The sequence below is a fragment of the Pseudomonas sp. NPDC087029 genome (assembly GCF_044745345.1).
GTDB classification, from domain to species: domain Bacteria; phylum Pseudomonadota; class Gammaproteobacteria; order Pseudomonadales; family Pseudomonadaceae; genus Aquipseudomonas; species Aquipseudomonas faucium.
The window spans coordinates 47,305-67,991 of sequence record NZ_JBIVAB010000013.1; the positions used below are offsets into that span (position 1 = coordinate 47,305).

The window sequence follows — 20,687 nt, forward strand, 5'->3', positions numbered from 1 at the left end:
ATAATTCCGGCACAACAATGAGCCGGGAGGTTTCCCCATGGGCGCACCAGCGCAAGGGCACAAGGTCACGCTAGCCAGCGGCCTGCAGCTGCACTACCACGACACAGGCATAGGCGAGCCGGTCGTCTTCATCCACGGCAGCGGCCCCGGCGCCAGCGGGCACAGCAATTTCAAGCACAACTACCCGGCCTTCGCCGCCGCCGGCCACCGCGTCATCGTGCCCGACCTGCCTGGTTACGGGGCGTCCGACAAGCCGCTGAGCGACTACACCCTGGACTTTTTCGTCGACGCCCTGCTGGGCCTGCTCGACGCCCTGGACCTCCAGCGCTGCACCCTGGTGGGCAACTCCCTGGGCGGCGCCATCGCCATCGCCATCGCCTTGCGCCACCCCGAGCGGGTCACCCGCCTGGTGCTGATGGCCCCCGGCGGGCTGATGGACAAGGCCCAGTACTACCTGCAGATGGAAGGCATCCAGCGCATGGCCGCCGCGTTCGCCAGCGGTGAGCTGCGCGATGCCAGCGGCATGAAGCGCCTGCTCAGCCTGCAACTGTTCGACCCGGCGCTGATCGACGACGAAACCGTGGCCGAGCGCGTGGCGGTGGTCGCCGAGCAGCCCCCTTGCGTGCTCTCGACCATGGACGTGCCGAACATGGCCGAGCAGGTGGCGCAGCTGGCCTGCCCGATCCTCGGCTTCTGGGGCATGGACGACAAGTTCTGCCCGGCCTCCGGCGCGCAGACGCTGATGCAGGCCTGCCAGCGCATCCGCTTCGTGCTGCTGAGCGAGTGCGGCCACTGGGTGATGGTAGAGCACCGCGAGCTGTTCAACCGCGAGTGCCTGGCGTTTCTCGCGGAGGGCCGGCCATGACCGCGCAGCTTCGCCAGCACTACGGCGACGAGCTCTACCAGGCCCTGACCGAGGGCCAGACCCTGGCGCCGTTGACCGAACGCTGGCCAGACATGACCCTCGAGGATGCCTACCACATCTCCCTGCACAGCATGCAGCGCCGGGTGGCCGCCGGCGACCGGGTGATCGGCAAGAAGATCGGCGTCACCTCGGCCGCCGTGCAGCGCATGCTCGACGTGCACCAGCCGGACTTCGGCTTCATCACCCGCAGCATGGCCTTCGACGACGGTGCCGACATTTCCCTGGCCGAACAGCGCCTGATCCAGCCACGCGCCGAAGGCGAGATCGCCTTCGTGCTCAAGCACGACCTGGCCGGCCCCGGTGTGACTGAGGCCGATGTACTGGCGGCGACCGACTACGTGAGCGCCTGTTTCGAGATCGTCGATTCGCGCATTCACGGCTGGCGCATCCGCATCCAGGACACGGTGGCCGACAACGCCTCCTGCGGCGTGTTCGTGCTCGGCAACCAGCGCATCGACCCACGCACCCTCGACCTGCCCAACCTGCACATGCGCGTGTCGAAGAACGGCCAGCCCCTGAGCGAGGGCCTGGGCTCGGCCGTGCAGGGCAACCCGCTGACCGCGGTCGCCTGGCTGGCCAACACCCTCGGCGCCTTCGGCATCCCCTTCAAGGCCGGCGAGGTGATTCTCTCCGGTTCGCTGGTGCCGCTGGAGCCGGTGCAGGCCGGCGACCAGTTTTTCCTGACCATCGACGGCCTGGGCAGCGCCCAGGTGTCCTTCCGTGCCTGACCAAGGAGCAAGGCCATGAGCCAGAAACTGAAAGCGGCCATTATCGGCCCGGGAAACATCGGCACCGACCTGCTGATGAAAATGCTGCGCTCCGAATGGATCGAACCGGTGTGGATGGTCGGCGTCGACCCTGAGTCCGAAGGCCTCAAGCGCGCCCGCGAGATGGGCGTGAAGACCACCGCCGCAGGCCTCGACGGCCTGCTGCCGCACGTGCTGGACGACGATATCCGCATCGCCTTCGATGCCACCTCGGCCTACGCCCATGCCCGCAACAGCGAAAAGCTCAATGCGCTGGGCGTGGTCATGATCGACCTCACCCCGGCGGCCATCGGCCCGTTCTGCGTGCCGCCGGTCAACCTCAAGGCGCATGCCGCGCAGCTTGCGATGAACGTCAACATGGTCACCTGCGGCGGCCAGGCGACCATCCCCATGGTCGCGGCGGTGTCGCGCATCCAGTCGGTGGCCTATGGCGAGATCGTCGCCACGGTGTCCTCGCGCTCGGTGGGGCCGGGCACGCGGCAGAACATCGACGAGTTCACCCGCACCACCGCAGGGGCGGTGGAAAGCATCGGCCGCGCGCGGCGCGGCAAGGCCATCATCGTCATCAACCCGGCCGAGCCGCCGCTGATGATGCGCGACACCATCCACTGCCTGACCGACGACACCCCGGACCAGGACGCCATCCGCGCCTCGGTGCTGAGCATGGTCAGCGAAGTGCAGCGCTACGTGCCCGGCTACAAGCTGGTCAACGGCCCGGTGTTCGACGGCAACCAGGTGTCGATTTTCATCGAGGTGGAGGGCCTGGGCGACTTCCTGCCCAAGTCGGCCGGCAACCTCGACATCATGACCGCCGCCGGCCTGCGCACCGCCGAGATGTTCGCCGAAGAAGCCCACAAGGGCGCCCTGCAATTGCCCGCCCGTTGAGGAGAGTGACCATGAACCTGCAAGGCAAGAACGTGCTGCTGCACGACATGAGCCTGCGTGACGGCATGCATGCCAAGCGTCACCAGATCAGCATCAAACAGATGGTCGAGGTGGCCACCGGGCTGGACGCGGCCGGCGTGCCGCTGATCGAGATCACCCACGGCGATGGCCTGGGCGGCGCCTCGTTGAACTACGGCTTGCCGGCGCACAGCGACGAGGAATACTTCAGCGCGGTGATTCCACGGCTCAAGCAGGCCAAGGTTTCGGCCCTGCTGCTGCCGGGCATCGGCACCCTCGACCACCTGAAGATGGCCCATGAGCACGGCGTTTCGACCATCCGCGTGGCCACCCACTGCACCGAGGCCGACGTGTCCGGCCAGCACATCGGCATGGCGGCGAAGATGGGCCTGGACACCGTGGGCTTCTTGATGATGGCGCACATGGTCAGCGCCGATAAGCTGCTGGAACAGGCGCGCCTGATGCAGAGCTATGGCGCCAACTGCATCTACTGCACCGATTCGGCAGGCTACATGCTGCCCGATGAAGTGAGCGAGAAGATCGCTGTGCTGCGCGCGGGCCTGGAGCCGGGGGTTGAGGTGGGCTTTCATGGCCATCACAACCTGGGCATGGCCATTGCCAACTCATTGGCGGCGATCGAGGCGGGCGCGGCGCGCATCGACGGTTCGGTCGCAGGGCTGGGCGCCGGGGCCGGCAACACGCCGCTGGAGGTGTTCGTCGCCGTGCTCGAGCGCATGGGCGTGCACAGCGGCGTGGACCTGTACCGGATCATGGATGTGGCCGAGGACCGCGTGGTGCCGATGATGGACCAGCCGATCCGCCTGGACCGCGATGCCCTGACCCTGGGCTACGCCGGGGTGTACAGCTCGTTCCTGCTGTTTGCCAAGCGTGCCCAGCTCAAGTACGGCGTGCCGGCCCGTGAGCTGCTGGTGGAGTTGGGGCGCCGCGGCACGGTGGGTGGGCAGGAAGACATGATCGAGGACCTGGCCCTGACCCTGTCGCGTGCGCGCGGGGTGCTGCCAACCTGAGGCGGGCGTTCGCTGGCGTCAGCTACGCTGCGCCAGCACCCCCATGGCCATGAAGATTGCCGCGATCGCCCGCGCTTCGTGCAGCTCGCCGCTGGCGACCAGGGCGGGGATCTGCGCCATCGGCAGGGTCAGGCATTCCAGAGGCTCGGGCTCATCGCCGGCCAGCCGGGTGCACGGGCTGAGCTGTTCGGCCAGCACCACCCGGCAGCGATGGCCCAGGTGGCCAGGCGCCAAGGTCAGGTCGCCCAGTTCGGTCAGCCGCGCACTGCGCAACCCCACCTCTTCGCCAAGCTCGCGCTGCGCCGCCTGCAGGTAGCTTTCGCCAGCCTCGGCGCCGCCCTTGGGCAGGCCGAGCAGGGTGCCTTCCACCCCCACCGCGTACTCGCGGACCATCAGCACATGCTGGGGGTCTGGCATTGCCACCAGCAGCACCGAGCGGTAACCGGTGCCGTTGAGGCGCTCGTAGATGCGGCGCTGGCCATTGCTGAACTGCAGGTGCAGCGCTTCGATCTGGAAATGGCTGCTCTTGGCCAGCAGCTCGGTCTTGAGGATGGTAGGGCTCTGGCGCATGGGGCGGGCCTCTGGCGACGGTAAGCGACAGGCCTACTATGGCGCGGCCAGGGGGGGCTGCCATCGTCCGGGCGGACGATGGCAGCCTGGGCTCAGCCGAGGGTGGCGACGCTGCGCAAGATCAGCCGCACCAGCATGGTCTGGCGGGTGACGCCGGTCTTGGAGAAGGTCGAGCGCAGGTGCGCGCGCGAGGTGTTGCGGCTGATGCCCAGTTCCTCGGAGGCTTCGTCGAGGGTCAGGCCGTTGGCCAGGAGCATGGCCAGCTGGGTTTCCGCCGGGGTGAAGTCGAACAGGGCGCGGACGATTTCCTGGGGGGCGGAGCTCTGCTGCTCCGGGTCGCTGATGAAGATCACCACGGCGGGGCATTGCTTGCCCTCGCTCCAGGCCGCCAGCGGCACCGAGCGCACGATGATGCCAAGGTCGGCACGGCCGGACGGGCGGGTGACGCGCATGGCCTCGACCACCGTGGCCTGGTTGCCCTTCTGCGAGAGCATGGCCTGGCGCACCAGGCGGCGAAACTCCTGGGTGTCGCGGGCGCTGCCGACCTGCAGGCCATCGTTGACCTGCTTGATGCCGTCCTTCTCCTGCAGCAGCCGTTCGGCCACCTGGTTGGTCTGCAGCACCTTGCCGGTTTCGTCGAGGATGATGGTGCCCACGGCCATCTGGTCGACCGCGCCGGCATACAGGTTGCGTTCGATCTCGATGCGGTTGAGCTGCATGTGCACCTTGATCGATTGCTCAAGGTGCGGGATGAAGCGCGCCAGCAGGGTTTTTTCGGCGCTGACGAAGGGTGGGTCGTCGCGCCCGCGGCTGATGCGCAGGCGGCACTGGGCGCCGTCGCTGGTGTTGATGTCCACGCCAAGAATGTGGAACACATCCACCGGCTCGAGGAAGTTGCGAAAGAATTCCGATTGCCGCAGCTCGGCCTCCGGCAGGTAGTCGCTCAGGGCCACGACCTCGCTGTTGGGCAGCCCGATGAACGGGTCGAGGGCGTAGAAGTGCTTGTTGTAGGAGTTGGTGGCTTCGCTGGAGGTGCCGTTGGTGCTGACCATCAGGCCATCCACCTGGCTGCTGGGTGGGCGCAGGATGAAGGTGACGTACTTGCTGTCGAGGAGCCGATTGAGCTGGTTGAGGAAGGTGACCCAGGGGATGTTTTCCATGGGGCCCTGATAGAGCTGACCGACCAGCTCGCTGAAGTCTTCCAGGGTGAGACTCTGCATGAAGGCGTACCGTTTATTATTATTAGCACTGGCGTCGGCGAGCATAAACGGTGTCCTTGTTTACGCGCAATGTCCTGTTACAGGCCCGATCAGCGGTCGTTTCGTAGCGCTGACCGGGTGCCAGGGGGCAGCTGTCAGGCGCGCTCGGCGCCACACACAGCAAAGTGCTTGCGGGTACGGGTTTCGTCGCCAATCAGCGCAATATCGGTGTAGAACTGCTCGTACCAGCGGCGCAGCTGGTACACCGGGCCGTCGCCGTCGCACAGCAGCGGGTTGTCGACGCGGGTCTTGCTGTGCCAGATCGCCACATCCTCGTAGAAGGCTGCCTGGGCCTGGGCGACATAGGCCTTGGCGATGGCCTGGTTGTCTTCTTCGCTCAGCCCCGGGATCTTCTTCACCAGCACGCCATAGCGCAGGGTGAAGCTGTTCAGATCGATCGGCACGTGGCAGTTGAGTAGCACCGAATGGATCGGCTGGTCGCCCATGGCGCCGGTCATTTCGGTGATCTGGTAGGCCGGGCCGTAGTAGGTGGCGACGGTGCTCAGCACGCTGTCACCGGAAAGCCGTGCACTGCGTGCACGCATGATCTGGGTGGCGGTGTGGCCTTCGAAGACGTTGCTGAAGGCATCGATCGGCGCGCCGTGCACGGTGTCGAAGTGGGCCATGTCGGCGATGTTGTCGATCAGCTCGCGGCAGTTGGTGTCGATTTTCAGCTCGGCGATTTCCCACGATGCCCATTGCGCGTCGTGGCAGGCATCGATGCGCGGGATGGCCTGTTCGGCGATCGGCGCGTTGCCTTCGGGGTCGTTCCACACGAACAGCAGGTGGTTCTGCTCCATGATCGGCCAGCGCTTGACCTTGGCCCGCGGCGGGATGCGCTTGGCGTAGGGGATGTCGTCGCACACGCCGTCGGCGTTCCAGCGCCAGCCGTGGAACGGGCAGCGGATGGCGTTGCCTTCGACGCAGCCGGTGCTCAGGTCGGCGCCCATGTGCGGGCAGTAGCCGTCGAGAATGTTCAGTTGGCCGTCCTCGCCCTGGAAGGCCACCAGGCGTGTGCCGAACACGTCCAGGCGGTGGGCCTTGCCGTCGCGGTAGTCGGCGGCCAGGCCCAGGCAGTGCCAGCCGCGCGCGTAGCGGTCCTCCAGCAGCTTGGCTTCGATGCGGTGCAGTGTGCTCATGTTGTTGTTCTCCGGTTCTTCTCAGGGCCGCACAGGCGGCGCGGCCGACGGTACGGTGCACCCAAGCGATTCTGCCGCGCGTGGCGGGGCGGTCATCGTCTGAACGGACGATGGCCGCCGACAGCAGGGCCGATTTACTGGCAGCCATCAGCCAGTGGCAGGAGAACGTGATGGCGGGACGGGTAGCAGTGATCACCGGTGCGGCCAGCGGCATTGGCCGCGGGCTGGCCGAGCATGCGGCGCAGCTGGGCCTGCGCCTGGTGCTGGCGGATGTCGATGCGCCGCGCCTGATGGCGCTGGCCGCGCAGTTGCAGGGGCAGGGCGCCGAGGTGCTGGCGCGGGTGACCAACGTGGGCGACGCCGAGCAGATGGCGCAGCTGCGCGAGGCGGCCCTGGCGCGCTTTGCCGGCGTCGACCTGCTGTTCAACAACGCCGGCGTGATGCAGACCGGCTACAGCTGGGAAATCGACGCCGGGCAGTGGCAGCGCATCCTCGACATCAACCTGCGTGGGGTGATCAACGGCATCCGCTGTTTCATGCCCTTGCTGCTCGAGCAGGGGCGCCCGGCCCACGTGGTCAATACCGCGTCGCTGGCGGGGCTGGTGTGCAGCCCGTTGATGGCGCCGTACACCGTGACCAAGCAGGCCGTGGTGGCGCTGAGCGAAACCCTGCATTACGAGCTGGCCCAGCGGGGTGCGCAGGTTTCGGTGTCGGTGCTCTGCCCGGGCGCGGTGGCCAGCGCCATCATGGACTCCGACCCGGTCGAGGCCGGCCCGGCAGCGTCGTTCAGCGCCGCGCTCGACAGCAGCATTCGCGCCGGCATGAACCCGCGCGAGCTGGCCGCGCTGGTGTTCCAGGCCGTGGATGAAAAGCGCTTCTGGATCCTGCCGCACAAGGCGTTCAAACCAGCCCTGGAGCGGCGCCTGCGCAGCGTGCTCGACGAAACCAACCCGACTTTCGCCATGCCCGAACTCGAAGGGGACAACCATGCCGCTCGATAACCAGATTGCCGCCGTACTGCAGGGTTTCAGCGCCCAGGGCGAGCCCGATTACGCCACCCTCGATGCCTGCCAGTACCGCCTGTATGCCGACAACCTGATGCCGCCCTTGCCAGGTGCGGGCATGGCCGAAGTGCGCGATATCGAAGTGGGCGGCGCCCAGGGCATGCTCGCCGCGCGCCTGTACCGCCCGCTGGCGCGCGACGGCCTGCCCTTGCTGGTGTTCTTCCATGGCGGCGGTTTCGTGATCGGCAACCTCGACACCCACGACAACCTGTGCCGGACGCTGGCGCTGCAGACGGGTGCGGTGGTGGTGTCGGTGGCCTATCGCCTGGCACCGCAGGCGCGCTTCCCGGCAGCGCCGCACGACTGCTACGCCGCGACCCGGTGGCTGGTGGAGCATGCCCAAGGGTTGGGTGTGGACGCCGGCCGCCTGGCGGTGGCCGGCGACAGCGCCGGTGGCAACCTGGCCATCGCCGTCTGTCGCCTGGCCCGTGAGCAGGGAGGGCCGGCGATCCGCCACCAGTGCCTGTTCTATCCGGTGACCGATGCCGCGTGCGCCAGCGCGTCCTACGCCCAGTTCGCCGAGGGTTACCTGTTGTCGCGGGCCATGATGGGCTGGTTCTGGGGGCAGTACCTGGCGCATCCGCAACACGCTGAAGACCCCCTGGCTTCGCCGCTGCGCGACGACAACCTCCAGGGCCTGCCGGCCACCACCTTGCTCAGCGCCGAATACGACCCGCTGCGCGACGAAGGCGAGGCCTTTGCCGAACGCCTGCAGGCGGCCGGGGTGAGCGTGCGCCTGCAGCGCTGCGACGGCATGGTGCACGGCTTCATCAGCCTGGCGCCTTTTGTCGACGCCGCCGCGCAGGCCTTGCAGGGCGCCGCTGCGGACCTGCGCCGAGCACTGGGTTGAGGCCCGCCGGCCTCGTCCGTTTGGACGAAGCCGGCGGGCGGCGGCGGTTCTAGGCTGGCAGCTCACCCTCGTTGCGTTTAAAGGCATGGCCATGAAAACAAGAAAAGTTTGCCTGACCCTGATCGTTTCTGCCTTCGTCGCGGCCTATGTGTCGGCGATGGTCAAACCCTTGCCCCAGCGCATGGCCTTCTACTGCCAGCCTGGCTATCAGTCGTGCTACATGCCGGCGCTCGGGGCCATGCGCTTGTTGCCTTGAGCAACCGCAGCCGCCGGGCCGGCCTGCAATCGTCGCAATCGCGGCCGGTGGCCGCTCATGGAGAAGGGCATCAATGAACAATGACAACACCCATTCCGTGCGCTGGGATGCCGCCTACGACGTGGTCGTGGTCGGCTCCGGCGCCGGCGCCATGACCGCGGCGCTGCGCGCCCATGACCACGGCCTGTCGGTGCTGATGGTGGAAAAGGCCGCCGAGTACGGCGGCACCACGGCGATCTCCGGCGGCGGCATCTGGGTGCCCTGCAACGCGCAGATCGAAGGCCTGGGCGGCAGCGATTCACCCGAGCAGGCGCGGGCTTACCTGCGCGCCACGGTTGGCGAGGACTACGACCCCGCCCGCATCGACGCCTACCTGGAACACGGCCCGAGGATGGTCGGCTACCTGGCCGCCCGGGCCCAGACGCACTTTCACGCCGTTGCGCGTTACCCCGACTATTACCCCGAGCGCGAAGGCGGCAAGCCGGGCTACCGCACCATGGAGCCGGCCGTCTTCGATGCGGCCCGCCTGGGCGATGAATTCCAGCGCCTGCGCGCCTCGTCGCCAGCCACCCTGATCGCCGGGCGCATCGCCATGACCCAGGTAGAGGCGCACACCATCGTCACCAAGGAGCCCGGCTGGCTGTGGCTGACGGCGCGCCTGGGCCTGCGTTACCTCGCTGACCTGCGCTGGCGCCGGCGCACCCCGCGCGACCGCCGCCTGACGCTGGGCAACGCCCTGGTCGCGAGCTTGCGCGCAGCGATGCAGGCCAGGGGCATCGAGCTGTGGCTGCAAACACCGATGCGCAGCTTGTGCAGCCAGGGCGGCAAGGTCACCGGGGTGGTGCTCGAACGCCAGGGCCGGGCGGTGAACGTGCAGGCCACTGCCGGTGTGATCCTCGGCTGCGGCGGCTTCGAGGCCGACCAGCTCATGCGCGAGCAGTATTTGCCCGGCCCCACCAGCGCCCAATGGACGGCAGCGCCGCCAATCAACAGCGGCGACGGCATCCGCGCAGGCCTTGAGCTGGGTGCCGATGTGGCGCTGATGAGCCACACCTGGGGCGCGCCGACCGTGCACGTTCCCGGCGAGGAAAAGCAGCGGGCGCTGTTCGTCGAGCGGGCGTTCCCGCGCTGCATCATGGTCAATGGCCAAGGCCAGCGCTTCGTCAACGAGGCGGCGCCTTACCCGGACATCATCTATGCCATGTACGCCGACCAGGCGCGCAACGGCGCCAACGTGCCTGCCTGGTTGATCTTCGATGCCGAGTACCGCAAGCGCTACCCGTGCGGCGTGCTGCTGCCAGGCACGGTGCAGCCGGACAGCAAGATCCCTGATGGCTGGCTGGACAAGGTGATCTACCGCGCCGACAGCCTGGCCGCGCTGGCCGCCAAGATCGGCGTAGATGCCCAGGGGCTGGCGCAGAGCGTGCAGCGCCTCAACCAGCAGGCCGCCAAGGGCGTGGACACCGACTTTGGCAAAGGGGACAGCCTGTTCGACCGCTACTACGGCGACAGCCACTGCCGGCCCAACCCCTGCCTCGGCCCGTTGGAGCGGGCTCCGTACTACGCGCTGCGCGTCGATGCGGGCGAGCTGGGTACCAAAGGCGGCTTGCGCACCGATGCGCAAGCGCGGGTGCTGCGCCCGGACGGTTCGCGGGTCGAAGGGTTGTACGCGATCGGCAATACCAGTGCGGCGCTGATGGGCAAGACCTATCCCGGCCCGGGTTCGACCATTGGGCCGGCCATGACCTTTGGCTACATCGCGGCCAATCATCTGGCGCAGGCGATAGGGCAGGGGCAGCCTGAAGTGGCCGCCGAAGCGGGCCTGCACTGAACCTTGTGCGCCCCGATCACGGGCCTGGTGCGTGATCGCGGCAGCGCCGTGCCGGCCTGATCGTCACGGCGCTGTCATGCCCGCCTGCTAGCTTGCTGGTCCCGTCTCGCGGCGATAAAGGAAAGCCAAACGGTGTACCCAGGCACAACCCGCAAGTCATTCATGCTCCGCTCCGCCAACATGCGCAGCGACGACTTCGCCGCGCTGTTCACCCAGCTGCACGGCAACCTCTACAGCGACCTACCACGCCTGGCGCACGACATCGTCATCAGCGGTGTCTACGGCCGTTATGAAGGCATGAGCGTGCGGCGCATGCAGTACCAGGGCGACTTCACCTTCGTGCTGCCCACCCCGCAGGATGAAATCACCTTCGTGCTGCCCACGGCCGGCAAGATCGTTTTCGATCACCGCGGCGAGTCGATTGGTGGTGCCCAGGTGGGGCTGGCCGTCGACAAGCAGGAGCTGCGCTCCATGCGCTTTGCCGAGGGCCATGCCCAGTGCGGCATGTCGCTGCGCCGCGGGTTGTTCGTGGAGCGGCTGGTGGCGTTGCTGGAGCGACCGTTGGCAGAGCCGGTGCGTTTTACCCCGGTGGTGGACCTCAGGTTGCCGGCGTTCCAGGGCATCCGCGCGTTGCTCGAAATGGCCACCGGCAACGCGTTCGATCAGCTGCTCAACAGCGGTTTGCTGATGCCCCAGCGCTTGCAGGACATGCTGGTGGATGCGCTGCTCGAAGCCTGGCCGCACAACTACAGCGAGGCGCTGCGCAGGCCCACGCCATCGCTTGCGCCGCGCCATGTGAAGCTGGCGATGGGGTATATCCGCGAGCATCCTGCCAGCCCTGTCAGTGGCACTGAGCTGGCGGCGTTGGCCAATGTCAGCTTGCGCGCGCTGCAGGAAGGGTTTCGGCGTTTTGCCGGTACCTCGATCGTCGGCTTTCAGCGCCAGGTGCGCCTTGAACAGGCGCGCAAGGTGCTGGCAAGCGAGGCGGGTGGGTCGGTGGCGGAGGTGGCCTTGCAGCATGGCTTCAGCAATGCCGGGCGGTTCACCCAGTATTTCCAGCAGGCCTTCGGGGTGAGCCCGGCGCAGGTCAGACGCGGGCACTTGTAGGAGCGGATTTATCCGCGATGGCGTCGGTGAATCTACCGGCGCTATCGCGGATAAATCCGCTCCTACAGGGGCGTGCAAGATCAGAAGGCGTAGCTGGCCTTGAGGCTGCCGCTCACGCCATGGCTGTCGCCACCGCTCAATGCCGCCACTTCGGCGCCGACGCTCAGCGCGCCGAGGTTGGCCATCAGGTTCACGCCGGCGTTGAACTGGTCGCGGTTGTCGAAGGCGGCGCGTTGTTCGATATCCAGCCCCAGCAGATGGCCATCGCTGTCGACTTGGTGGTCGCCCAGGGCGTGGTCGTAGCCCACTTCGATGCCCGGCACCAGTTGCCAGCTACCCATGGGAATCGCGGCGAAGGATGCCTTGAGGTTGGTGAAGGCACTGCGCCGGGTTTCTTTCAGGTCGTCCACCTGCAGCGCCAACTCGCTGCCTTTTTCGGTGAACCCGGAAAGGTCGACGCGGCTGACCCGCACGCCCAGGCTCGGCTCCAGCACCAGGGCGCTGGTATTCATGCGATAGCCCAGCGCCAGGCTGCCACCGGCCAGGGTGCCGTGGCTGTCGCCCTTGGCCGTGCCCAGGCCGCCGCCGAGCTCGCGCTTGCTGCTGTAGTCGAGGTAGCCGACGCTGGCGTTGGCGTCGATGAACAGGCCTTGCTCCAGGCTGCCCGGGGCGAAGCGCGCACCCAGGCGCAGGAAGGTCAGGTCGGTGTCGGCCTCGCCACCGGCACCGCCGACGTTGCCCTGGCTGTAGCCGACGCCGGCATGGGCGCTGAACTGTTCGGAGAAGCGCTGGGTCATGCCGATCATCAGGCCTTGGCTGTGCTCGTTGCTGCTGGCGGCGTGGGCCGAGCCGTCGGTGCCCAGGTAGCCGGCCAGTGCGGTGCTCCACAGGCGCGACTGGCCGGCCTTGAGGTCGCTGCCATCGGCAAACGGCGCCGCTGCGCGGTCGATCATGCTCGCCTGGCGCAGCAGGAAGCTGGCGGCATCGGCGTGCACCTGGCCGCCGACGGTGGCCTCGACGCCGCCCAGGGTGCCAGCGTCGATGGCCGATTGCAGGTAGTAGTTGTAGGCGCTGTAGGTGCCGGACAGTGCGCTGTCCTGCAACTGGCCGAGCAGGCGCGCACCGGCAGCGGCGTTGCCCTGCAGGCCGGCCTCGCCGGGCAGGGTGTTGTAGCGCACCATCTTGCCGCGCAGTACGTAGATGGTTTCCTGGCTCAGGCCCAGGCCCTGCTTCAGGTAGTTGTCCATGCTGCCGTACTCGGCGGTCACCTGGTCCAGGCCCGCCTGCAGGTAGCTGGCGTCGACACCGATCAACGGCGCGTAGATGGCGGCCATGCTCGGCGGCATGTGCGCCAGGGTCGCGGCCATGCGGGCGGCGGTGTAGTCGTTGGTGGCCAGGTAGTTTTGCATGATCGTGGCGTCATCGACCCCGGCGATGCTCTGCAGCACCGCCGCCGTCCAGCCGGTGCGGTCCTTGCCGGCGGTGCAGTGGAACACCGCCGCGCCGTCGGCGTTGGCCAATTCGTTGAACAGTTTGGTGAATTCCCCGCGCATGCCGGCGTCGCTGACGAAGGCGCGGTTGGTTTCCTCCATCATGGCCCGCGCCTGGGCGGCGCTGGTGAACGCCATGTCGGTGATGTTCGCACCCGAGGTGGTGCTGCCGATGATATCGATGTTGGTGTAGCGGGCACCGGCCGGCAGGGTATCGGGCGTGGCGGCGATTTCGCTGGGGGTGCGCAGGTCGAACACATCGCTGATGCCCAGGCCGTTGAGCACAGCCAGGTCGCCGGCAGTCGGGGTCAGGGCGTTGGAGCGGTAGAACACCCCGCCGCGCATCACGCCGTCGTGGCTTGTGTGGTAGGCGGTGGTGGTGCCGGCCACATCGCGGAAGTTGTCCATGCCGGCCAGGCGCGGGGTGTTGAGGGTATCTGCGGCGTGGGCGGCGGAGACGGCGAGGGTGAGCAGGGGCAGGGAAAAGAGCAGACGTTGCGACACGGAATTGGCCTCGAGAGGGGAGTGGGTGTGGCTACTCTCGCCAGGCTAGATGAAACTTAATGTTACTAAGCGAGGCCCCATGGCAAAGCCTGCGCGATGTGTCCGGGGCGTGCGTGATCTGTCTGCAAATGGCTGCAATTACTTGAAGAATTGGCTCGGGGTGATGCCGAACTGGCGCTTGAACATGCTGGCGAACGCGCTGGGGCTGTCATAGCCCAGGGTGCCGGCCACATCGATGATGCGCTCGCCCAGGGCGATGCGTTCCAGTGCCTGCATCAGCCGCGCCTGCTGGCGCCACTGGCCGAAGGTCATGCCGGTTTCCTTGCGGAACAGGCGCTGGATGGTCTTTTCGTCGATGCCCAGGTGCAGGCCCCAGTCGGCCACCGTGGAGGGGTCGTGCGGCCGGTGCTGCAGCGCCGTGCAGATCGCTTGCAGGCGCGGGTCGCTGGGCTGCAGCAGCTTCAGCGGCAGGGTCGGCAGCACGCTGATTTCATCGAGGATCAGGCGCATGATGCGCGCCTCGCGCGAGTCTTCGACGAAAGGCCCGGTGAAGTCCACCGAGGCCTTGATCAGTTCGCTGAGCAACGCCGAGATGCTGATGGCCTTGCTCTGGCGCGGCAATTGCGCGGCCGCGTCGGGGCGCACGAACACGCTGCGCATCTTCACATCGCCAACGCAGCGGATGGCGTGCACCTGGCCGCAGGGCATCCAGATGCCGCGGCTCGGTGGCACGGTCCAGCGTTCGGCCTGGGACTCGACGATCATCAGGCCCTTGATGGCGTAGATCAGCTGGTGCTTGGCATGCGAGTGCGGCGCGATGTACCAGTCCGGTGGGTAGTCGGTGGCGCGGCTGCCCACCTCCCAGGACCACTCATCCACCTCCACCAGCATGTCTTTCAAGGGCTTGACCATGGTGCTCCCGTAGCGCCGCAATACTGCGCCGGCATCTTAGCAGCAGGTGGCCGGCCGCGCCTTGGAGCGGGTCGCCGGCAACAGTGCCGTGGCCAGCCCGAGCAGCGGCAGGAAGGCGATCGCCTGGTACACCCACTCGATGCCGTGGCGGTCGGCCAGCTCGCCGAGCCCGGCGGCGCCGATGCCGCTGATGCCGAACATCAGGCCGAACATCACCCCCGAGACCATGCCGACCCGGCCCGGCACCGCCTCCTGGGCATACACCACCAGCGCTGCGAACGCCGAGGACATGACCAGGCCGATGAGCACCGCCAGCACCGCCGTCCAGGCCAGGTTGGCGTGGGGCAGGGCGAGGGCGAAGGGCGCCACGCCCAGGAACGACACCCAGATCACCGCCTTGCGCCCGATGCGGTCGCCCACCGGCCCGCCGGCAAAGGTGCCCAGCGCCACGGCGGCGAGGAACACGAACAGGTACAGCTGGCTTTGCTGCACGCTCAGGCCGAAGTGCTCGATCAGGTAGAAGGTGAAGTAGTTGGTGAACGAGGCGATGTAGACGAACTTGGCGAACATCAGCACCGCGATCACTCCGACTGCGCGCCACATGGCGCCCTTGGACAGCCCCGGGGCCTGCTGGCCGGCGAAGGTCTTGAGCCGGGTCTGGCCGTGGCGCACGGTCCAGCCGGTGACCCGCAGCAGCACGCACACCGCCAATGCGGCGGCGAGCATGAACCAGGCGATGGCCGACTGGCCGTGGGGGATGATGATGGCGGCGGTCAGCAACGGGCCGATCGCAGAACCGGTGTTGCCGCCCACCTGGAAGGTCGATTGCGCGGTGCCGAAGCGCCCGCCGGAGGCCATCCGCGCCACCCGCGAGGCCTCGGGGTGGAAGGTGGCCGAGCCGACGCCGACCACCGCCGCGGCCACCAGCAGCATGCTGTAGCTGTCGGCGAAGGCGAGCAGGGCGATACCGACCAGGGTGACCAGCATGCCGGCGGGCAGCAGGTAGGGTTGGGGGTGCTTGTCGGTGTACATGCCCACCCAGGGCTGCAGCAGCGAGGCGGTAACCTGGTAGACCAGCGCGATCCAGCCGATCTGGGCGAAGCTCAGCGAGAAGTCGCTCTTGAGCATCGGGTAGATCGAAGGCAGCACGGCCTGGATCAGGTCGTTGAGCAGGTGGGCGAAGGCGGCGGCACCGACGATGCTGACCAGAAAGCCTTGGGGCTGGTCGGTGGCTGTGGAGGGCGAGGCCAAGGTGGCGGCTGGAGTCGTCATGGGCGAGGCTCTTTTTCGAGTGATGGCAAGGCATTGCGGCTGGAGGATAGCCAGCGCTGCTTTTGTCTGTCTCACGTCGAACAGGCACCCACTAGCGCGTTTCGGACATCGGGGTGCGGTGTCGCCCTATCGCCGGCAAGCCGGCTCCCACAAGTGCTGCGCTGTGCTTGTGGGAGCCGGCTTGCCGGCGATAGGGCCGCACCTGCCTTGCAGATCGTAGCGGTATCGGCACCGGCTAGAGCGGCAAGCCTTTCCTGCCCATCCACTTGAGCAGCGCGGCGATCGGCACGCGGCGGTGCACTTCGTGACGTTGCAGTGCATCGCCGTTGCCATAGCGCTCGCGGTAGCGGCTGACGATCAGATCGCGACCATCATCCGACACCCGCGCCTCCAGTTCATGCAAAAGCGCTTGCTCTGCGCCACTCTCAAGGCGGCGGAACAGCAGCACTGGAGGCTGTAGTACGTCATTCATCGCGGTTCAGCTCCAGATAATGCGGTGGCCATTCAGGCTGGCGGTAAAGTTGTGCATGCAGGGGGGCGTGAAGTCCGGCACGTGCTTGCAGCCATGGGTGGCTGGCGCCAGTGCCTGGGCGTCGACGCTGCGGTTGAAGGCGAAGATGGCGCGGTTGGCCGGTTCGGCCGGGTCGCTGGTCTGGTAGGCGGTTTGCCCGTAGCCATTGGACGGTGGCCGCTGCAGGTAGCCTCCGGCCGCCAGGAGGGTCAAGGCAAGTACCGAGTTGCGGGCTGAAAACCAAGCAGAAAATGACAGAGGCATAAGGCTCATTCCAGGCAAGAACTGCTGCCAATGCTGCAGGTGATTGATTGCCCGCGAATGTCCGAAATATCTCCGCGTGGACACTTTATTGCGTTGTTGAAATATATGACGGATGCCTGAAGTTGGCTTTACAGTACGCCTTATTTACCTCTGTTCGCGGTGCCCGGCGTGAGTCATTTGCTGATTGTCGACGATGATGTCGAAGTGCTCGATCTGTTACAGAAATTCCTCCGCCAACACGGCTATGACGTCGATGTGGCCGCCGATGGCGACGGGCTTTGGCAGGCGCTGGAGCGGCGCGTGCCGGACCTGGTCATTCTCGATGTGATGCTGCCCGGCGACAGTGGCCTGGTGCTGTGCCAGCGCCTGCGCGCCGAATACCAGGTGGCGGTGATCATGCTGACCGCCATGGGCGAGTTGAGCGATCGGGTGGTGGGCCTGGAACTGGGCGCGGACGACTACCTGACCAAACCCTTCGCCGCCCGCGAGCTGCTGGCCAGGGTACGCGCCGTGCTGCGCCGGGCGGGCGAAACGGCGTCCGGGCCTGTGGGCAACCCACGTACTGTGCTTGAGTTTTCCGGCTGGCAGCTGGATGTGCTGCGGCGCGAGCTGCGTTCGCCGGAAAACGTGATGATCCCCTTGTCCAACGGTGAGTTCGAGCTGTTGCTGGTGTTCGCCGAGCACCCTCGGCGGGTGCTCAGCCGCCAGCAGCTGCTGGACCTGGCCCGGGGAGAGGCGCACGAGGCGTATGACCGCAGCATCGATGTGCAGGTGAGCCGGCTGCGCCGCAAGCTTGAAACCGATGGCGGCAGCGAGCCGTTGATCCGCACCTTGCGCAATGCCGGCTACCTGTTCACTGCCAACGTGAACAAGCGATGAGCTGGCTGGCCTGGGCGCGCAAGGCCTTGCCGCGGCCACGCATCACCATCGCCCGCTGGATCGCCCTGACCACCTTGGCGGCGATGCTCAGCCTGCTGTTGCTCAAGGGCTTGTTCAGCCTGCTGCTGAGCGTGTGGGCGCAGCCGCCGTTGCTCGAAAGCGGGCTGATCGAAAAGATCGCCACCGTGACGCGCATGGTCGATGCAGCGCCGGTAGCGCAGCGTTCGACCATCGCCCGCGCCGCAGGCGATGCGTCGTACAGCGTGCAGTGGCTGCGCCAGCGTGAGGAATCTGGCTTGCCCGTGCGGGTCGAAAAGGACTTTCACAAAGGCGCGACCATGCTGCGCGCGCTGTTGAACCGCCAGCAGGTGCAGATCGAGGTGTTCGGCCCTGCGGACTTCCCCGCCCAGGCCACGCCACGCGGTTATGCCCTGCTGATCCAGCTTGCGGACGCTTCGTGGATACAGTTTCACGTGCTCGACCGCAGCTGGGGGCTGGATGAGCTGCCGCGCAACCTGATCATCCTGACCCTGATGCTGATCTCCAGCCTGGCGGTGGCCTGGTTCGCCGCGCGTTACCTGGCCGACCCGCTGGAGCGCTTCGCCCAAGGCGCACGGCGCTTCGGCAAGGACTTCAACGCCCCGCCGATCCCGGTGGTCGGCCCCCACGACCTGCGCCAGGCCATCCTTGCGTTCAACGCCACCCAGGCCCAGCTCAAGCATTTCATCGACGACCGCACGCAAATGCTGGCGGCGATCTCCCACGACCTGCGCGCGCCGCTCACGCGCATGCGCTTGCGCGGCGAATTCATCGAAGACGCCGAACTGCAGGCGAAGATGTTCAAGGACGTGGACGAGATGCAGGCGATGGTCGACGCTGCGCTGCAGTTCTTTCGCGATGATGCGCGGCTGGAGCCGGTGACGGCGTTCGACCTGGGCGGGCTGCTGCTCACGGCCATCGACGATTTCAAGGATGCGGGGGTGGATGTGGGCTACAGCGGGCCGCAGCGCTGCGTCTATGTCGGGCGGCCGATCGGCATCAAGCGGGTGGTGGTGAACCTGCTCGACAACGCGGCCAAGTACGGCCGCGAGCCTGCAGTGCAGCTCACGGTGGAGGCCGAGCAGATCGTCATTCGTGTGCTCGACCGCGGCCCGGGCATCGCCGAGCACCTGCAGGCGCGGGTGTTCGAACCGTATTTTCGCATCGAAGGCTCGCGCAACAAGGACACCGGTGGCGTGGGCCTGGGCCTGCCGGCGGCACGCGCCATCGTGCTCGAACAGGGCGGCAGCATGACCCTGGCCAACCGCCCGGTGGGCGGGCTCGAGGTCAAGGTCACGCTGCCTGTCGGCTGATGTTGGTCAGAGGCCCAGGTCGCTGAGCCCGGGGTGGTCATCCGGGCGCCGGCCCAGGGGCCAGCGGAACTTGCGCTCGGCCTCGGCGATCGGGTGCTCGTTGATGCTCGAATGGCGATGCTGCATCAGGCCATCGTCGGCAAACTCCCAGTTCTCGTTGCCATAGGCGCGGAACCACTGGCCGCTGTCGTCGTGGTACTCATAGGCGTAGCGCACGGCAATGCGGTTGCCGGTGAACGCCCACAGCTCCTTGATCAGGCGGTATTCCAGTTCGTGGTTCCACTTGCGTTGCAAAAAAGCCTCCACCTGCGCACGGCCCCGTGGAAACTCCACGCGGTTGCGCCACACGGTATCGGCGGTGTAGGCAAGTGCCACCTTGGCGGCATCGCGGCTGTTCCAGCCGTCTTCGGCCAGGCGGACCTTTTCGATGGCGCTTTCGCGGGTGAAGGGGGGCAGCGGGGGGCGGGACATGGGTACGCTCCTTGGCAGGATGAATATCAAGGAGCGTAGTGCCGGGAGGGTCGAAGTGTGAAGGTGGGCGTAGAGCACTTCAAAATTGCGCCTGGCGGAACAATGCTGCAATGCCCTCAGAGCGTCACTCGGCGCCCACTTCAGCCATATAGGCGCCGAAGAACCACTCGGGTATTTCTTCGCAACGATACTCGAGCTGGGTACCGTCAGTGATCTCCGCTAGCCAGATGGCACGTTCCCCCGAGTTATCGAAAACATAAGCGCGATCGCTGCATGCAATGGCATTCGGCAGCAAAGCCAACGCTCTTGTGTAGCGTTTGCGTATCAGGTCAGGCCTGACTGGATGGCCGCCTTGCTGAACTCGGATTTCGACGCGATCGATGTTGATGTCGGGGTTTTCTGTGGACACGAAATAGAGATAGGTGCGGTAGCCTCGCGATTGCGCCTGTTGCATGAACGCGATCTTGCTCGGGTGCGACATGACTGTTTCAAAACTGAAGCTGATACCTTTTTCCAACAGCTGGTGGCGAATAAAGTCCGATGCGACCGAAGCAAGGTAAGAGTCGACTTCGACTGCTCGGTAATCAATCCGGTTGCCAAGCATTCTGAGCTTTACGGACTGTTCGGCCAGGTGTTTTTGCTTGATCAGGTAATGGTCGATATGGAACCTGAGCAGTTCGTGCAAGGTGGTTTTGATTTCAAAGGGCGAAAGGTCGATGAAGCCAGTGGTCCTCGCTTCATTTTCCAATTCGTCCGCGTTCACGAATAGCTGCGTCAAGGTAGGTGGCATTTCGGCCTTGATAGTACTTTTGCCGGAACCATTCGGACCTGCAAAAACCCTCAGCCTAGGCACCTTCACCCGTCGAGCTCTCCTTGGCCTTGCGCACAGTGATGACTTCGCCCAACTTGACCTTGCGGCGGGCCTTGGCCTTGGCCACTACGGTTTTTTCTCCGTCGCTGGAAACGCGTACAAGATTGCCATCGTCGGTGCACAGTACGCCTTGCTCGCGTATCTGCAGGGCACGCACATGCGCGCAGTAGGTGGCATCACTGGCCCAGCGAGGCACTTGCTGCTCCAGTGCATCGGTTTGAGCTTCTGAAGGGGTATCAGCTTTTTTAGCCACTATGATGGACCTCCGAGCATGCTGTAACAGGTTACAGACATTGAGGGCATCATAGCGCTGGAGAGGCAAAATCACATTAGAGAGCAGCATTGCGGTAATCCTCGAGAAAGGCGGCGCAAAAGAGCCTCGCACAGAATGAGCATCGCGTTTTCGCCTTTCCCTGTAGTCCATTTCTGACTATCGTCCGTTGGCGTTTCTCGGCGCCCCGG

The 20,687-nt window shown here is 66.2% G+C and carries 22 protein-coding genes; 11 read left to right on the plus strand and 11 right to left on the minus strand.

Annotation, left to right across the window (positions count from 1 at the left end; all coding sequences use genetic code 11):
• Window positions 1-37: 37 nt before the first annotated feature.
• Genes ACIPG5_RS19360 through dmpG form a run of 4 tightly spaced genes read left to right on the plus strand, consistent with a single transcriptional unit; the run spans window position 38 to window position 3,623 of the window.
• Window positions 38-865 carry an alpha/beta fold hydrolase gene (locus ACIPG5_RS19360; RefSeq protein WP_401377254.1) on the plus strand — a complete coding sequence of 276 codons (828 nt, stop codon included), beginning with the start codon at window positions 38-40 and terminating at the stop codon, window positions 863-865.
• Complete coding sequence (locus ACIPG5_RS19365) at window positions 862-1,653, plus strand: fumarylacetoacetate hydrolase family protein (RefSeq protein WP_401377256.1); 792 nt, start codon at window positions 862-864, stop codon at window positions 1,651-1,653. Before ACIPG5_RS19360 ends, ACIPG5_RS19365 begins: the two co-directional genes overlap by 4 nt.
• 15 nt (window positions 1,654-1,668) lie before the next feature.
• Complete coding sequence (locus ACIPG5_RS19370; RefSeq protein ID WP_401377259.1) at window positions 1,669-2,577, plus strand: acetaldehyde dehydrogenase (acetylating); 909 nt, start codon at window positions 1,669-1,671, stop codon at window positions 2,575-2,577.
• Between the two features lie 11 nt (window positions 2,578-2,588).
• Entirely contained in the window at window positions 2,589-3,623 is a 1,035-nt protein-coding gene (dmpG, locus tag ACIPG5_RS19375) for a 4-hydroxy-2-oxovalerate aldolase (protein ID WP_176516710.1), read from the plus strand.
• Window positions 3,624-3,641: 18 nt separating this feature from the next.
• On the opposite strand, the gene nudE is transcribed toward dmpG, so the two are convergent.
• The 3 genes from nudE to ACIPG5_RS19390 all read right to left on the minus strand — a co-directional run bounded on the left by nudE (window position 3,642) and on the right by ACIPG5_RS19390 (window position 6,591).
• Window positions 3,642-4,193 carry an ADP compounds hydrolase NudE gene (gene nudE, locus ACIPG5_RS19380; protein WP_176516712.1) on the minus strand — a complete coding sequence of 184 codons (552 nt, stop codon included), beginning with the start codon at window positions 4,191-4,193 and terminating at the stop codon, window positions 3,642-3,644.
• Window positions 4,194-4,285: 92 nt separating this feature from the next.
• Window positions 4,286-5,413 (minus strand): helix-turn-helix transcriptional regulator, encoded by a 1,128-nt coding sequence (locus ACIPG5_RS19385; RefSeq protein ID WP_176516714.1) that lies wholly within the window; start codon window positions 5,411-5,413, stop codon window positions 4,286-4,288.
• Between the two features lie 134 nt (window positions 5,414-5,547).
• Window positions 5,548-6,591 (minus strand): Rieske 2Fe-2S domain-containing protein, encoded by a 1,044-nt coding sequence (locus ACIPG5_RS19390; RefSeq protein WP_401377264.1) that lies wholly within the window; start codon window positions 6,589-6,591, stop codon window positions 5,548-5,550.
• Window positions 6,592-6,761: 170 nt separating this feature from the next.
• Here ACIPG5_RS19390 and ACIPG5_RS19395 point away from each other — a divergent pair, with 170 nt between their 5' ends.
• The 5 genes from ACIPG5_RS19395 (at window position 6,762) to ACIPG5_RS19415 (ending at window position 11,699) form a co-directional block, all read left to right on the plus strand.
• Entirely contained in the window at window positions 6,762-7,592 is an 831-nt protein-coding gene (locus tag ACIPG5_RS19395) for an SDR family NAD(P)-dependent oxidoreductase (protein WP_401377267.1), read from the plus strand.
• Complete coding sequence (locus ACIPG5_RS19400) at window positions 7,579-8,505, plus strand: alpha/beta hydrolase (RefSeq protein ID WP_401377270.1); 927 nt, start codon at window positions 7,579-7,581, stop codon at window positions 8,503-8,505. The genes ACIPG5_RS19395 and ACIPG5_RS19400 overlap by 14 nt, the downstream gene beginning before the upstream one ends.
• A 91-nt stretch (window positions 8,506-8,596) precedes the next feature.
• Complete coding sequence (locus ACIPG5_RS19405; RefSeq protein ID WP_176516722.1) at window positions 8,597-8,761, plus strand: hypothetical protein; 165 nt, start codon at window positions 8,597-8,599, stop codon at window positions 8,759-8,761.
• A gap of 73 nt (window positions 8,762-8,834) precedes the next feature.
• The gene (locus ACIPG5_RS19410) at window positions 8,835-10,592 is read left to right on the plus strand and encodes an FAD-dependent oxidoreductase (protein WP_401377273.1); all 1,758 of its coding nucleotides are present in this window, start codon (window positions 8,835-8,837) and stop codon (window positions 10,590-10,592) included.
• A gap of 162 nt (window positions 10,593-10,754) precedes the next feature.
• The gene (locus ACIPG5_RS19415; protein WP_401377276.1) at window positions 10,755-11,699 is read left to right on the plus strand and encodes an AraC family transcriptional regulator; all 945 of its coding nucleotides are present in this window, start codon (window positions 10,755-10,757) and stop codon (window positions 11,697-11,699) included.
• Between the two features lie 80 nt (window positions 11,700-11,779).
• On the opposite strand, the gene ACIPG5_RS19420 is transcribed toward ACIPG5_RS19415, so the two are convergent.
• From ACIPG5_RS19420 to ACIPG5_RS19440, 5 genes are all read right to left on the minus strand, one after another.
• Entirely contained in the window at window positions 11,780-13,693 is a 1,914-nt protein-coding gene (locus ACIPG5_RS19420) for a tyrosine-protein phosphatase (RefSeq protein ID WP_401377279.1), read from the minus strand.
• A 138-nt stretch (window positions 13,694-13,831) separates the two neighbouring features.
• Window positions 13,832-14,605 carry a helix-turn-helix transcriptional regulator gene (locus ACIPG5_RS19425; RefSeq protein WP_176516729.1) on the minus strand — a complete coding sequence of 258 codons (774 nt, stop codon included), beginning with the start codon at window positions 14,603-14,605 and terminating at the stop codon, window positions 13,832-13,834.
• A 36-nt stretch (window positions 14,606-14,641) separates the two neighbouring features.
• On the minus strand, window positions 14,642-15,877 hold the full coding sequence (locus ACIPG5_RS19430; RefSeq protein WP_176516731.1) for an MFS transporter: 1,236 nt from the start codon (window positions 15,875-15,877) through the stop codon (window positions 14,642-14,644).
• Between the two features lie 235 nt (window positions 15,878-16,112).
• Window positions 16,113-16,349 (minus strand): hypothetical protein, encoded by a 237-nt coding sequence (locus tag ACIPG5_RS19435; RefSeq protein WP_176516733.1) that lies wholly within the window; start codon window positions 16,347-16,349, stop codon window positions 16,113-16,115.
• 6 nt (window positions 16,350-16,355) lie between these two features.
• The gene (locus tag ACIPG5_RS19440; protein ID WP_236193479.1) at window positions 16,356-16,601 is read right to left on the minus strand and encodes an MlaA family lipoprotein; all 246 of its coding nucleotides are present in this window, start codon (window positions 16,599-16,601) and stop codon (window positions 16,356-16,358) included.
• 219 nt (window positions 16,602-16,820) lie between these two features.
• Here ACIPG5_RS19440 and ACIPG5_RS19445 point away from each other — a divergent pair, with 219 nt between their 5' ends.
• Both ACIPG5_RS19445 and ACIPG5_RS19450 read left to right on the plus strand, forming a co-directional pair.
• On the plus strand, window positions 16,821-17,531 hold the full coding sequence (locus ACIPG5_RS19445; protein ID WP_401377283.1) for a response regulator: 711 nt from the start codon (window positions 16,821-16,823) through the stop codon (window positions 17,529-17,531).
• Window positions 17,528-18,883, plus strand: coding sequence for an ATP-binding protein (locus ACIPG5_RS19450; RefSeq protein ID WP_176516739.1), 1,356 nt, complete (start codon window positions 17,528-17,530; stop codon window positions 18,881-18,883). Before ACIPG5_RS19445 ends, ACIPG5_RS19450 begins: the two co-directional genes overlap by 4 nt.
• A 6-nt stretch (window positions 18,884-18,889) precedes the next feature.
• Here the strand turns inward: ACIPG5_RS19450 and ACIPG5_RS19455 are convergent, their stop codons facing one another.
• The 3 genes from ACIPG5_RS19455 to ACIPG5_RS19465 form a co-directional block, all read right to left on the minus strand.
• Complete coding sequence (locus ACIPG5_RS19455; RefSeq protein ID WP_176516741.1) at window positions 18,890-19,354, minus strand: DUF1348 family protein; 465 nt, start codon at window positions 19,352-19,354, stop codon at window positions 18,890-18,892.
• A 124-nt stretch (window positions 19,355-19,478) separates the two neighbouring features.
• Window positions 19,479-20,213: a zeta toxin family protein gene (locus ACIPG5_RS19460; RefSeq protein ID WP_401377287.1), complete on the minus strand. Its 735-nt coding sequence runs from the start codon at window positions 20,211-20,213 to the stop codon at window positions 19,479-19,481.
• Window positions 20,200-20,568 (minus strand): hypothetical protein, encoded by a 369-nt coding sequence (locus tag ACIPG5_RS19465; RefSeq protein WP_236193478.1) that lies wholly within the window; start codon window positions 20,566-20,568, stop codon window positions 20,200-20,202. The genes ACIPG5_RS19460 and ACIPG5_RS19465 overlap by 14 nt, the downstream gene beginning before the upstream one ends.
• Window positions 20,569-20,687 lie beyond the last annotated feature (119 nt).

Bases quoted from the DNA above. Each gene is read 5' to 3' on its own strand.
- ACIPG5_RS19450 (WP_176516739.1), top strand. From the start codon at position 17,528: ATGAGCTGGCTGGCCTGGGCGCGCAAGGCCTTGCCGCGGCCACGCATC.
- dmpG (WP_176516710.1), top strand. From the start codon at position 2,589: ATGAACCTGCAAGGCAAGAACGTGCTGCTGCACGACATGAGCCTGCGT.
- ACIPG5_RS19390 (WP_401377264.1), bottom strand. From the start codon at position 6,591: ATGAGCACACTGCACCGCATCGAAGCCAAGCTGCTGGAGGACCGCTAC.
- ACIPG5_RS19435 (WP_176516733.1), bottom strand. From the start codon at position 16,349: ATGAATGACGTACTACAGCCTCCAGTGCTGCTGTTCCGCCGCCTTGAG.
- ACIPG5_RS19370 (WP_401377259.1), top strand. From the start codon at position 1,669: ATGAGCCAGAAACTGAAAGCGGCCATTATCGGCCCGGGAAACATCGGC.
- ACIPG5_RS19415 (WP_401377276.1), top strand. From the start codon at position 10,755: ATGCTCCGCTCCGCCAACATGCGCAGCGACGACTTCGCCGCGCTGTTC.
- ACIPG5_RS19385 (WP_176516714.1), bottom strand. From the start codon at position 5,413: ATGCAGAGTCTCACCCTGGAAGACTTCAGCGAGCTGGTCGGTCAGCTC.
- ACIPG5_RS19365 (WP_401377256.1), top strand. From the start codon at position 862: ATGACCGCGCAGCTTCGCCAGCACTACGGCGACGAGCTCTACCAGGCC.
- ACIPG5_RS19395 (WP_401377267.1), top strand. From the start codon at position 6,762: ATGGCGGGACGGGTAGCAGTGATCACCGGTGCGGCCAGCGGCATTGGC.
- ACIPG5_RS19425 (WP_176516729.1), bottom strand. From the start codon at position 14,605: ATGGTCAAGCCCTTGAAAGACATGCTGGTGGAGGTGGATGAGTGGTCC.
- ACIPG5_RS19360 (WP_401377254.1), top strand. From the start codon at position 38: ATGGGCGCACCAGCGCAAGGGCACAAGGTCACGCTAGCCAGCGGCCTG.
- nudE (WP_176516712.1), bottom strand. From the start codon at position 4,193: ATGCGCCAGAGCCCTACCATCCTCAAGACCGAGCTGCTGGCCAAGAGC.
- ACIPG5_RS19400 (WP_401377270.1), top strand. From the start codon at position 7,579: ATGCCGCTCGATAACCAGATTGCCGCCGTACTGCAGGGTTTCAGCGCC.
- ACIPG5_RS19465 (WP_236193478.1), bottom strand. From the start codon at position 20,568: ATGCTGCTCTCTAATGTGATTTTGCCTCTCCAGCGCTATGATGCCCTC.
- ACIPG5_RS19430 (WP_176516731.1), bottom strand. From the start codon at position 15,877: ATGACGACTCCAGCCGCCACCTTGGCCTCGCCCTCCACAGCCACCGAC.
- ACIPG5_RS19405 (WP_176516722.1), top strand. From the start codon at position 8,597: ATGAAAACAAGAAAAGTTTGCCTGACCCTGATCGTTTCTGCCTTCGTC.
- ACIPG5_RS19410 (WP_401377273.1), top strand. From the start codon at position 8,835: ATGAACAATGACAACACCCATTCCGTGCGCTGGGATGCCGCCTACGAC.
- ACIPG5_RS19455 (WP_176516741.1), bottom strand. From the start codon at position 19,354: ATGTCCCGCCCCCCGCTGCCCCCCTTCACCCGCGAAAGCGCCATCGAA.